Raw genomic sequence first — 11525 nt, forward strand, 5'->3', positions numbered from 1 at the left:
CGGCGGGATGGACACGGCGGAACGGGACGGCGTCGGGCTCGCGCTGTCCGGGGGCGGTTATCGCGCGATGCTCTTCCACGCGGGCGCGCTGTGGCGGCTCAACGAGCTCGGCTGGCTGCCGAAGCTGACCACCGTCTCCAGCGTCTCCGGCGGTTCGATCGCCGCGGGCGTCCTGGCCCACCGGTGGCACAAGCTGTTCTTCGGCGACGACGGCGTCGCGGAGAACTTCGGCAAGGAAGTCGTGCAGCCGCTGCGGAAACTGGCGCGCACCAACCTCGACGTCCCGGTGACGCTGAAGGCCTTGGTGATGCCGTGGCGCAGCGCGGGCGAAGAGCTCGCGCGCCGCTACGCGAAGCACCTCTTCGGCGACTGTCGCCTGGCCGACCTCGATCCGGCCGGCCCGAACTTCGTGTTCACCGCGACCAGCCTGCAGGACGGCTCGCTGTGGTGGTTCTTCCGCCAGCCCGGCCCGCACGGGCAGGTGCCGCTGGCGACCGCGGTCGCCGCGTCGTCGGCCTTCCCGCCGATGCTCTCGCCGGTCGTGATCCCGGACCCGCACCAGCTGGGCCGCAAGATCGTGCTCAGCGACGCGGGCGTGTACGACAACCTCGGCCTCGACCCGATCGAGAACCAGCGCGCGACCGTCCTGGTCAGCGACGCGGGCAAGAAGATGAAGCACGAGGAGAAGCCGAACCGCACCTGGCCGATGCAGATGTTCCGCGTGCTGACCGTGATGGACAACCAGGTCCGCGAGCTGCGCACCGGCTCACTGCTGAAGTCCTACCAGGACAAGCAGTTCGCCGGCACGTACTGGGCGACCTACAGCGACATCACGCACTTCGAGCTGCCCGACGCGCTGCCCGCGCCGGTCGAACGGACGCGCGCGCTGGCCGAGACGAAGACGCGGCTGACGCGGATGTCCGAGCGGCTGCAGGACAACCTGATCAACTGGGGTTACGCGGTCTGCGACGCGGGCATGCGCCGCTGGGTGTGCCCGGGAACCGGTCTCAGGCCCGAATACCCGTACCCGGGCTCAGGCGTTGGCTAGGTTCGCGTAGACCACGATGTTGTCCTCATAGCTGTGCTCGGCGTGGTCGAACGCGCCACCACAGGTGATCAGGCGCAACTCGGGCTTGTCGCTGTTGCCGTAGACGGCGTCGCGCGGGAACGTGTCCTTCGGGACCTGCGTGACGCGGTCGACGACGAACTTCAGGTGCTTCCCGTCGCTGCGGTCGATGTCGACTTCGTCGCCGGGTGCGAGGTCCTTGAGCTTGTAGAAGATCCCGGGCTTCTTGTCGCCGTCGACGTGGCCGAGCACGATCGCCGGGCCGACGTCGCCGGGCACCGGCGAGAGCTTGTACCAGGCCGCCTGCATCGGCTGGTGCACCGACGGGACGGAGATCGAGCCGTCGGTCTTGACGGCCACGGCCAGCAGGCTCGACTCCGCGCCGATCTTGGGGATCTTGACCGACGTCGGCCGGAGTCCCTTGAACGGCGCGGTCACCGGCACCGACGCGGGCACGGGCGCGGCGGCTTTCGGCTGCTCCGGGGTGCTGCAGGCGGCCAGCGTCAGGACGAGGGCGAGTGCCGCCCCCGCCCGCCGGACCGTCACCAGGCGGTGCCGCCGAAGCCGGTCTCGACGCCGCCCTTGGGGGCGACCTTGACCTGGGCCTTCGGTGCGGCGTTGCCGGAAGCGGTGGTGGTGGTCGAAGTGGTCGTGGTCGTGGTCGCCGTGGTGACCGGCGCGGTGCTCGACGCGACCGTGGTGCTGGTGCTCGGGCTCGTCGAGGTCGGCGGCTCCTCCGGCTGCTGGAATTCGACGGTGCCGTTGCCCTCGACGCCGTTGCAGGTCCAGCTGAACTTCGCCGTCGTCGTGCCGGCCGGCGCGTCGGCGACCCGGACGGTGTAGTTCCAGGTCCGGCCGTCGGACTCGTCCTGATCCGGGCCGCCGGTGACGCTCAGGTACTGAGCGGCGAGGTTGCCGGGCGCACCCGCCGCGCAGTTGATCACCAGGACGCCTTCGCCGCCGAGGCCGACGAAGCCCGCGCCGGTGTTGTCCTGGTAGTCGTCCTTCGGCGGTTCGCTGTCCGCGGAAGTCGAAGTGGTCTTTACCGGTGTGGTGGTCTTGGTGACCTCATTGGTCGGGTCCGCCGGGGTGTTGCCAGTGGTCGTGACCGGGCTGGACTCGCTCGTGGTTTCCGTCGTGGTCGGCGCCGTGGTGGTCGTCGTTTCCGAGGTGGACGTCGTGGTCGTCGTCTCCGGGGAGGTGGTGTCCGTCTCCTCCGCCAGCGCGGCCGGCGTGGCGGCGAAGGTGGCCAGCGCCGCCGCCGAAACGACACCCGCGACCCGGTTCAGCGTTCTACCCACAACGACTCCCAACGGCGGTTGACCTGCGATGCCGCGACTATCGAGGATTCACCCGGCCGTGTTACTCCGGAAGGGCGGCCGCCAGGTCACGCCACAGGTCCTCGGGGTCTTCGAGGCCGACGCTGAACCTGATCAGTCCCGCCGGGACGCGCTCCTCGCCCGGGAGCCACGCCCGCCGTTCGACCAGGCTTTCGACGCCGCCGAGGCTCGTCGCCGGGACGATCAGCCGGACCGACGCGCAGACCCGGTCCGCCGTCTCGGCGTCGGCCACCTCGAACGACACCATCATCCCGAAGCCCGGGTACCGCACCCGCGTCACCGCCGGGTGCGAGCCGAGGCGCGAAGCCAGCAGCGCGGCGGTGCGGGACTGCTCGGCCAGCCGCACCGGCATGGTCCGCAGCCCCCTGAGGGCGAGCCACGCCTCGAGCGCGCCCGGCGTCGAGCCGACGCGCGTCCGGGCCCCGCGAAGCTCCTCCGCGACCGCCGGGTCCTTCGCCACCGTGATGCCCAGCAGCAGGTCGCTGTGCCCGCCGATCAGCTTGGTCGCGCTGTGCACGACGATGTCGGCGCCCAGCTCCAGGGGCCGCTGCTGCAACGGCGTCGCGAAGGTGTTGTCGACGACGACCCGGCCGCGCGCGGCGGCGGCGATCGTCTCGATGTCCATGACGTCGAGCGTCGGGTTGGTCGGCGACTCGAGCCAGACCAGGTCGGCCGTCGCGGCCTCGGCGACCCACGCCTCGGTGTCGGTCGGCTCCAGTTCGGTGACGGCGAGCTTGCCGAGCTTCTGCGCGTGGGCGAGCACCCCGCGCGTCACGGCGTAGCTGAACGTCGGCACGACCACCCGCGACCCGACCGGAAGCAGGTCCAGCACCGCGGACAGCGTCGCGACGCCGGACGCGAACGCCGTCGCGTGGCCGCCTTCCAGCGCCCCGACGGCCTCTTCGAGGGCGTGCCAGGTCGGCGTCCCGTCGCCGCGCGCGTACACGAAGTCGCCCCCGGCCTGGTACGTGCTGGTGGCGACGAGCGGGGTGTTCAGCGGCTCGCCGGGGCCGTGCGGCCGGCCGGCGGTGATGGCCTTGGTGCGGGGCGTCCAGTCGTCCATGCGCCTCACGGTAACCGCGCACCGGTGGGGTGGCCGGGCCGCCCGCGCGTCCACGGGCGGCCCGGCCTGCTCAGTGGGCGTACACCTCGAACTCGTAGAGCGAGTACCCGTACTTCGTGCCGCGTTGGACGCCCTGCATCTTCACGAACCGGGCCTGCGTCGGCGCGAAGGACACGTTGTCCTGCCCGCCGTCCCCGTCCGTGACGACCGCCGAGTCCGTCCAGTGCACCGCGTCCGGCGAGGTCTGGATCCGGTAGCTCTTGCCGTACGCGGACTCCCAGCTCAGGCCCACCCGCGAGACCTGCTGCACCGAGCCGAGGTCGACGGTGATCGCCTGGTCGTCGCTCCAGTCGCTGGCCCAGCGGGTCGAGGCGTCGCCGTCGATCGCGTTCGACGCCGGCGAGTTGTAGAAGCCGGTCTCGGCGCTCGTGGCGCTGACCGTCTTCCCCGGCGCGAGGTTCGCGATGTTGTCCCCGCGGTGGGCGGTGTACTCGACGACCTGCTGGAACGTCGGCCGGTTCTGCCAGCTGATCTTGTCCTGCGTGATGCCGCCGAGCGCGGTGTGCACGATCGTGTCGGCACACCACTGGTCACCGGCCGAGCAGGACGCGTCACCGGGGTAGACCGTGCTCGCGGCCTGGCCGGCGGCCGTGGTCAGCGAGTCGACGAGCGCCTGGCGGCACGTCGTGACGTTGCCGCCGCCGCAGAACGTCTGGCCGAGCGGGCCGGCCACCGGCTGGCCGAGCACCTGCCGGATGTCCTTGCTGACGTAGCCCCACCAGCCGAACTGGAACGACGAGCCCTTGTGGGGCTGGCCGGTGTGCTGGCCGTTGCCGTTCTGGAAGCCGGACGGGCTTTCGTTGATGCCCAGCACGCCGGTCATCGCGTTGTACGCGTCGTCGCCCATGCCCGGCTTGAACTCGGCCTGGACGAGCAGCGGCCACCAGGCGTCGAAGATGCGGATCGCGTCGGCGTCGGAGTACGCCTTGCTGCCCGGTGACGTCTCCTTGCGCTGCTGGCCGTTCGAAAGCCACGTCTTGAGCTTCGCTTCGGCGTCCGCGGCCGCACCGGTGGTCGGCGTCTTGTCGAGCACCTGCAGCAGCAGCGGCAGGACGCGTTCGGCCCGCAGGTCGGCGAGCGCGGCGTCCTCCATCGCCTGGGTCAGGTTGACCCGGGTGACCTTGGTACCGCTGGAGATCAGCTTCTTGACGCGCGAGTCGAGCAGGTCGACGCGGTGCACGGCCGACTTGTCGGCGCCCGCGGCCGCGTAGCCGTTGGCCTGCGCGTTGTTCCAGCTGACGTAGTAGTCCTGGTTGATCGACTGCGGGTGCTGCGACGCCGGCGTGTAGGTCGCGACATTGCCGCTGGGGTTCCAGCCGATCCAGTCGTGGCCCTGGTCGCCCCACACCGGCATGTTCGGGTCCACATTGGACTGCCGCGACGGGTTGCTGCCGGAGTTGAAGTAGGCGATGTCCTTGGAGTCGGCGTAGAACCAGTTGAACGTGTAGTTGATGTCGGCCGCGGCCTTCTGGAAGTCGGCGGCGGACTTCACGAAGCCCGGGTCGTTCAGCTCCTGGAAGCCGATCAGCGAGTCGACCTCGTGGAAGTAGGACGAGCGCAGCGCCGCGTACGCCACCGGCTTGCCACCGACGGTCGCCCGGCTCTGCACCGGCCCGTACTTGGTCCGGTAGCTGCGCAGGGTGTACGAGCCCGCCGCGGTCCCGTCGGCCACGGTCGGCTTCCAGGCGTTCTTGACCTCGATGGTGTCCATCGGGATGCACTGGCCTTGCCAGGTGTAGTAGTTCGAGTCCTTCGTCGGCGCCTTGCCGGTCGGGTCGCACAGCGTCAGCGCGTAGGTGTCGATGATGTCCTGCGCCGACGTCGTCGCGCTCCACGAGTAGTCCTGGCCGCGCCCGAGGAGCGTGTACAGGCTCAGGCCGGCGAAGGCCGCGCCGCGCGAGCTGATGCCCGGGCCCTGCAGCTCCTGCAGCAGGAGCAGTTGCGGGGCGAAGTAGCCGGTCTGCGGGCCGAAGACGGCGACCGGGTGGCCGCTGGCGGTCTTCGCACCGGACACGACCAGCGCGTTCGACATGCCGTGCTTCTCGCTCAGCATGTTCCCCGGCAGCACGCCGTTGTCGAACATCCCGCGGGCCGGCTCCTGGTCGGCGGGCGCCGGGACGTCCACAGTGGACGGCGTCGTGGTGGCCGCCGAGCCGGTCTGGTCGAACACCAGCTGCTGGCCGGTCACCGAGCCCTTGTCCGGCAGGGCCTGCCCGACCGCGTTGGCCGGCGTCTTGCCGTACGGGAAGGTCTGGCCGTCGTGCAGCGTCTTGACGGCTTCGGGGTCGTCCTCCGCGCGGAGGCTCTGCCACACCTTCTCGCCCTGGACGACGCCGTACTTCTCCTGGATCGCGAGCTTCGCGATGGCGTTCTGCACCTCGCCGCCGCCGCCCGCGCCGAACTCGGCGCCGACGAGCGAGGCGAGCGCGACGAGGTCGGTCAGCTTGAACGGGTCGATCGTCCCGGCGTTGGTGATCGAGTCGATGTGCCCGGTCAGCACGTACTCGCCCGGGAAGTAGCGGCCGCTGTGGGAGTCGTTGATGTACTTGTTGATGCCGTCGACGTAGGCCTGCGCGTCGGCGAGGCCCTGTGCGCCGCGGGGGCCGCTGGCGGCGACGTGGTCGATCTGCTGCTGCAGCTCGGCCTCGGTGTACGGCGCGTTCGAGAAGAACTGCTGCTCCAGCTCGCGGTTGGCCTCGGCGCCGCCGGCGAACGGCGTGACCTGGCCGCGGGCGGCGTGGCGCAGCACGTCCATCAGCCACAGCCGGTCCTGCGCGGCGGCGTACCCGGCGCCGAACTCGGTGCCGCTGCGGGTGGTCCCGGTGATGTGCGGGACGCCGAGCGCCTTGTCCCGCACGATCGTGACGTCCGACCGCGGCTGGGTCGTGCTCGCGACCTGGTCGGCCGGGACGCCGAACGAGGAGTCGTTGAAGTACTGGCTGATCGTGCTGGTGGTCAGCGACTTGTAGCCGCCGGCCAGCGACGCGTACTTGCCGATCTGGTCCGCGGCGTGGTCGGGCCGGGTGCCGAGCACCTTGTGCGCCAGGATCTCGGCGAGGGTCGCGCTGCCCTGTTCGCCGGGCGGCAGGATGTCGTTGCACTGCCCCCCGCAGTAGTCGTCGGGCGACGCGGCCGCCTGCGCGGTCGGGGCGGTGACGGCGACCTGGGTGAGGCCGGCCACGAGGGCCCCCAGTGCCGTCAAGGTCAGGGCGCGGATGCCACGTCGCATACCGGGCTCCCCTCAGTCAGAAGAGTGACGAAGCGCACGCTACCGAGCAGTAGCCGAAGTGTGAAGACTTTTCGCGTTTTTCAGCCCTTGGACGTAGTCCGTTCGGCGCAGCCTCGCGCGCGTGGGTACGGTGAGTGCCATGACCTTGGAAAAGCCCCAGATCGACCGCCCCGAGGGCAACCCTCCGGCCGACCTCGAGATCACCGACATCACGGTCGGTGACGGCGCGGAGGCCACGCCCGGCAAGGCCGTCACCGTGCACTACGTCGGTGTCTCGCACTCCACGGGCGAAGAGTTCGACGCGTCCTGGAACCGCGGCGAGCCGCTGCGCTTCGGCCTCGGCGCCGGCCAGGTCATCTCCGGCTGGGACCAGGGCGTCGCCGGCATGAAGATCGGCGGCCGCCGCCGGCTGGTCATCCCGCCGCACCTGGCCTACGGCGACCGCGGCGCGGGCGGCGTCATCAAGCCCGGCGAGACCCTCGTCTTCGTCGTCGACCTGGTCGGCGTGAACTGACTTTCCCGGCGGTGGCGGGGATTCCGCCACCGCCACCCGGGATCTTCGCTACCCTCGCCCCCACCATTCACCGGACCAGGGGGCCCGAATGCGCACGCGCGCTCTGCTTTCCGCCAGTCTCTTCGCACTCGCCGCGGCGGTCGTCACCGCGACGCCGGCCTCGGCCGTGGCCAACGGCGCCGACGTCCCGCAGGGGACGTTCAAGTTCGCCGCGAAGCTGACCATGACGGACATCCCGAAGCCCGACGGCACCAAGTACAACTGCGCCTGCTCGGGATCGCTGATCGCCAAGAAGTGGATCATCACCGCCGGCCACTGCTTCCACGACGCGGCCCGCAACCCGGTGTCCGGCCCGGTGCCGTACCCGACCTCGGTGCTGCTCGGCACGACGACCGTCGACAAGCCGGGGGTCACCCGCAACGTCGTCACGGTGTACCAGTCGCCGAGCAACGACATCGCGATCGCGGAGCTCGACAAGCCGGTCTTCGGCATCGAACCGCTGTCGATCAACCGCAAGGCGCCGAAGGTGGACCAGAAGCTCACGCTCGCCGGCTGGGGCAGCCTCACCTCGGTCGACCCGACCCCGGGCACGAAGCTGCAGCAGGGCGTCGTGAAGGTCGCGACGGTCGACCCGCTCTACACCGGCGTCAAGGGCTTCGCGCCGACGTCCACGACGAGCGCGTGCACGTACGACTCGGGCGCGCCGTACTTCGTCCCGTCGGGCAAGGGCGGCCGCATCGTCTCGGTCGAAAGCGACGGTCCGGACTGCCCGCACGACCAGGTCGAAACCACCGCGCGCGTCGACGTCGTCGCGGACTGGATCGCTGCGCACTTGGGCTGAACGGCGTATTTTCCCGCGGCGCGGCATCACTACCCTCGAAAGTGATCACCGGTCTTCGACGACCGGTGCGTGACAAGGGGGATCCACCGATGCGCGTTCGCGCTGTGTTCGCTGCCGCCCTTTTGACGCTGGCCGCCGGGCTCGCCACCGCGGGCCCGGCGGCGGCCGTGGCCAACGGCTCCGACGTCCCGACCGGCCAGTTCCAGTTCGCCGCGAAGCTGACCATGACGAACATCCCGAAGCCCGACGGCACGAAGTACAACAGCGCGTGCTCCGGCGCGCTGATCGCTTCGAAGTGGATCATCACCGCCGGCCACTGCTTCCACGACGCCAACCGCAACCGCGTCTCCGGCCCGGTGCCGTACCCGACGTCGGTGCTGCTGGGCACGGTCAACCAGAGCACGCCGGGCGTGTCGCGCAACGTCGTCACGGTGTACCAGGCGAGCGCCAACGACATCGCGATCGCGACGCTCGACGCGGACGTCACCGGCATCACGCCGCTGACGGTCAACCGGGTCACGCCGTCGGTCGGGCAGCTGCTGACGCTCGCCGGCTGGGGCAGCCTCACCGCCACCAACCCAACGCCGTCCACGAAGCTGCAGCAGGGGACGGTGAAGGTCGGCCAGGTCGCCGCCTCGACGCTCGGCGTCCAGGGTGTCGCCCCGACGTCGACCACGAGCGCCTGCGTGTACGACTCGGGGGCGCCCTACTTCGTCGCCGGCGGTTCGGGCGGGCAGCTGGTGTCCGTCGAGTCGACCGGGCCGGACTGCCCGCACAACCAGCTCGAGACCACGTCGCGGGTCGACGTCGTCGCGGACTGGATCGCTTCGCACGTCGGCTGACCTCCGTCCGGGCGTCACCCGGTGGTCCATCGGGTGACGCCCGGCCAGGGAATTCCGCGGGGACGGCCGCGGCCCTAACGTCGAACGTCGACCACCGACTCGACGAAGGGGAAGAATGCGCCTGCGCGCCCTGCTCGCCGCTGCTGTCCTGACCACCGCCACCGCCCCCGCCGCCTTGGCCGCGCCGGGGATCGCCCACGGCACCGACGTGCCGGCCGGGCAGTACGGGTTCGTCGCGAAGCTCTCGATGACGAAGATCCCGCGCCCGGACGGCTCCACGTACAGCAGTTACTGCACCGGCTCCCTGATCGCCCCTGGCTGGCTCTTGACCACGGGCCACTGCTTCCACGACGCGAACCGCAACCGCGTCTCGGGCAAGGCCCCCTACCCGACCACGGTGACCCTGGGCCTGGTCGACGAGGGCACGGAGTCGGGCATCGCCCGCAGGGTGACCGAAGTGGTCCAGGCCAAGGAGAACGACGTGGCCCTGGCCAAGCTCGACACCCCGGTGACCACGGTCCAGCCGCTGAAGGTGCGCCACGCGGTGCCGAAGATCGGCGAGCAGCTGACGGTGGCGGGCTGGGGCAGCCTGACGAGCACGGACCCCAAGCCGGCCACCCGGATGCAGCAGGGCACGGTGGCCGTGGCGAAGCTGGACCCGACCACGCTGGGCGTCCGCGGAGCGGCCCCGGACATCACGACGAGCGCGTGCACGTACGACTCGGGAGCCCCCTACTTCACGGGAACCGAACTGGTGGCGGTGGAGGCGACCGGCCCCGGCTGCCCCCACGCGGGCATCGAGACGACCAGCCGAGCGGACGTCCTGAGCGACTGGATCACCAAAACGACGGCTTGATACACCCTGAACTCCGCCGTGAGCGAACACCACGCAGAGCCAAACGGGTGATATTCCCCACCACCTCGCACGCAGCAAATCCCCAACGGGACCACGCTGGAAGGTGAGGCAAGGCACCGTGGGGGTCGGGGGCTCGCCCCCCCGGGAGAGACAAGGACAACGGGAAAAGGGCCGGTCGCGCTAGCGACCGGCCCTTTGAACAGCGTGGGCGAGGAGGGAGTTGAACCCTCACGTCCTTTCGGACACACGGACCTGAACCGTGCGCGTCTGCCATTCCGCCACTCGCCCGAGTGCTTCTCTCTGACAGCGAAGAGAAGACTAGCAGGTCGTTTGAACGGGTTTCACCGGGGGCCGTGTCGAGGCGGGCTCACCCGGATAGGATCGATCGCGGAAGCACACGTGTGAGGAGGTTTTCCCCGGTGAGCCGCGTCGAGCGTTTCGACAGACGCCTCGAGAACCTGGTGGGGAACACTTTCGCGCGCATGTTCGGTGGCAACGTCGTCACGCAGGAAGTGGCGATCGCCCTGGAACGGGAGAGTGAGGAGAACGTTCGTGAGCTGGCAGGCGGTCGGCAGCTCGCCCCGAATCACTACATCGTGTCCTTGGGGACAGCTGACCACGAGCGCATGGCCAGTGACGAGCAACGGGTCACCCAGGTGCTGGCCAAGGCGGTGGCGGAACACCTCGCCGCCGAGGGCCTCGACACCTATGGTGACGTCGTCGTATCACTCGAGCGCAACGAGGCGCTGCATACTGGACAGTTCAAGACCCGTTCGTCCGTCGATCCCGACGCCCGCCCCTCAGGCGCCGGTTCACCGCGGTCGGCACGACCCAGCAACGCAGGAGACCCAGCAATGAGCCAGCCCCCCGGCTACGGCCAATACGACCAGGGTGACCCGTACGGCCAGCAGGGCCAATACGGCTACGGACAGCAGGGTGGCCAGCAGCCCGGGTACGACCAGGGTTACGGCCAGCAGCAGGGCGGCTACGACCAGTACGGCCAGCCCCAGCAGGGTGGTGCCTACGACCAGGGCGGCTACCAGCAGGGTGGCTACGACCAGGGCGGTTACGGCCAGCCCCAGCAGCCCGGTTACGACCAGGGCGGCTACGCCCAGCCGCAGCAGCCCGGTTACGACCAGGGCGGCTACGCCCAGCCGCAGCAGGGCGGCTACGCCCAGCCCCAGCAGGGCGGCTACGACCAGTACGCCGGCCAGCAGCAGCCCGGGTACGACCAGTACGGCGGCCAGCAGCAGGGCGGCTACGACCAGTACGGGCAGCAGGCGTACGGCCAGCCGGCCGCCGACCCGTACGGCCAGCAGGGCGGCGGCTACGGCCAGCCCCCGGCGGCGGGCCGTCAGCTCGCGGCGAGCCTCCAGCTCGACGACGGCTCGAACCGCACGTACTCGCTGAAGCAGGGCGGGAACGTCGTGGGCCGCGGCCAGGACGCGGACTTCCGCCTCCCGGACACCGGTGTCTCGCGCCGGCACCTGGAGATCACCTGGGACGGCCAGAGCGCGACGCTCGCCGACATCGGCTCGACCAACGGAACGACCGTGAACGGCACTCCGGTCCAGACCTGGCAGCTCGCGGACGGCGACGTCATCCGGGTGGGACACTCCTCGCTCGTGTTCCGTACGCAGGGCTGACTGGGGGCACGGAATACTGTTCCCGCAGAATTGACGTGCGGGGGACCGCGGCGTACCCGCGTCGCGGC

The 11525-nt window shown here is 70.3% G+C and carries 10 protein-coding genes and 1 tRNA gene; 6 read left to right on the forward strand and 5 right to left on the reverse strand.

Features of this window, described 5'->3' with window-relative positions:
* Positions 1-7 precede the first annotated feature (7 nt).
* Positions 8-1048 carry a patatin-like phospholipase family protein gene (locus OG738_RS11190; RefSeq protein WP_329053405.1) on the forward strand — a complete coding sequence of 347 codons (1041 nt, stop codon included), beginning with the start codon at positions 8-10 and terminating at the stop codon, positions 1046-1048.
* On the opposite strand, the gene OG738_RS11195 is transcribed toward OG738_RS11190, so the two are convergent.
* The 4 genes from OG738_RS11195 to OG738_RS11210 form a co-directional block, all read right to left on the reverse strand.
* Complete coding sequence (locus OG738_RS11195) at positions 1034-1612, reverse strand: class F sortase (protein ID WP_329053406.1); 579 nt, start codon at positions 1610-1612, stop codon at positions 1034-1036. The two genes, OG738_RS11190 and OG738_RS11195, sit on opposite strands and share 15 nt — an antisense overlap.
* Positions 1609-2367, reverse strand: a complete 759-nt coding sequence (locus OG738_RS11200; protein ID WP_329053408.1) for a hypothetical protein — start codon at positions 2365-2367, stop codon at positions 1609-1611. Before OG738_RS11200 ends, OG738_RS11195 begins: the two co-directional genes overlap by 4 nt.
* A 61-nt stretch (positions 2368-2428) precedes the next feature.
* Positions 2429-3469 carry a trans-sulfuration enzyme family protein gene (locus OG738_RS11205; protein WP_329053410.1) on the reverse strand — a complete coding sequence of 347 codons (1041 nt, stop codon included), beginning with the start codon at positions 3467-3469 and terminating at the stop codon, positions 2429-2431.
* 70 nt (positions 3470-3539) lie between these two features.
* The gene (locus OG738_RS11210) at positions 3540-6758 is read right to left on the reverse strand and encodes a penicillin acylase family protein (protein ID WP_329053412.1); all 3219 of its coding nucleotides are present in this window, start codon (positions 6756-6758) and stop codon (positions 3540-3542) included.
* 139 nt (positions 6759-6897) lie between these two features.
* Between OG738_RS11210 and OG738_RS11215 the strand changes: the two genes are divergently transcribed.
* The 4 genes from OG738_RS11215 (at position 6898) to OG738_RS11230 (ending at position 9811) form a co-directional block, all read left to right on the forward strand.
* Entirely contained in the window at positions 6898-7272 is a 375-nt protein-coding gene (locus tag OG738_RS11215) for an FKBP-type peptidyl-prolyl cis-trans isomerase (protein ID WP_329053414.1), read from the forward strand.
* Between the two features lie 88 nt (positions 7273-7360).
* Positions 7361-8113 carry a S1 family peptidase gene (locus OG738_RS11220; RefSeq protein ID WP_329053416.1) on the forward strand — a complete coding sequence of 251 codons (753 nt, stop codon included), beginning with the start codon at positions 7361-7363 and terminating at the stop codon, positions 8111-8113.
* Between the two features lie 89 nt (positions 8114-8202).
* Positions 8203-8955: a S1 family peptidase gene (locus OG738_RS11225; protein ID WP_329053418.1), complete on the forward strand. Its 753-nt coding sequence runs from the start codon at positions 8203-8205 to the stop codon at positions 8953-8955.
* 115 nt (positions 8956-9070) lie between these two features.
* Positions 9071-9811 carry a S1 family peptidase gene (locus tag OG738_RS11230; RefSeq protein ID WP_329053419.1) on the forward strand — a complete coding sequence of 247 codons (741 nt, stop codon included), beginning with the start codon at positions 9071-9073 and terminating at the stop codon, positions 9809-9811.
* Positions 9812-10016: 205 nt separating this feature from the next.
* Here the strand turns inward: OG738_RS11230 and OG738_RS11235 are convergent.
* Positions 10017-10099, reverse strand: a tRNA-Leu gene (locus OG738_RS11235).
* Positions 10100-10230: 131 nt separating this feature from the next.
* On the opposite strand from OG738_RS11235, the gene OG738_RS11240 reads away from it, so the two are divergent.
* Complete coding sequence (locus OG738_RS11240) at positions 10231-11457, forward strand: DUF3662 and FHA domain-containing protein (protein WP_329053421.1); 1227 nt, start codon at positions 10231-10233, stop codon at positions 11455-11457.
* Positions 11458-11525: the final 68 nt, after the last annotated feature.

The organism is Amycolatopsis sp. NBC_01488 (assembly GCF_036227105.1).
Lineage (GTDB): Bacteria > Actinomycetota > Actinomycetes > Mycobacteriales > Pseudonocardiaceae > Amycolatopsis.

What these genes read in the sequence shown, in the direction of transcription:
- OG738_RS11190 (WP_329053405.1), top strand. Translation starts at nt 8, where the DNA reads ATGGACACGGCGGAACGGGACGGCGTCGGGCTCGCGCTGTCCGGGGGC.
- OG738_RS11205 (WP_329053410.1), bottom strand. Translation starts at nt 3,469, where the DNA reads ATGGACGACTGGACGCCCCGCACCAAGGCCATCACCGCCGGCCGGCCG.
- OG738_RS11215 (WP_329053414.1), top strand. Translation starts at nt 6,898, where the DNA reads ATGACCTTGGAAAAGCCCCAGATCGACCGCCCCGAGGGCAACCCTCCG.
- OG738_RS11225 (WP_329053418.1), top strand. Translation starts at nt 8,203, where the DNA reads ATGCGCGTTCGCGCTGTGTTCGCTGCCGCCCTTTTGACGCTGGCCGCC.
- OG738_RS11210 (WP_329053412.1), bottom strand. Translation starts at nt 6,758, where the DNA reads ATGCGACGTGGCATCCGCGCCCTGACCTTGACGGCACTGGGGGCCCTC.
- OG738_RS11220 (WP_329053416.1), top strand. Translation starts at nt 7,361, where the DNA reads ATGCGCACGCGCGCTCTGCTTTCCGCCAGTCTCTTCGCACTCGCCGCG.
- OG738_RS11230 (WP_329053419.1), top strand. Translation starts at nt 9,071, where the DNA reads ATGCGCCTGCGCGCCCTGCTCGCCGCTGCTGTCCTGACCACCGCCACC.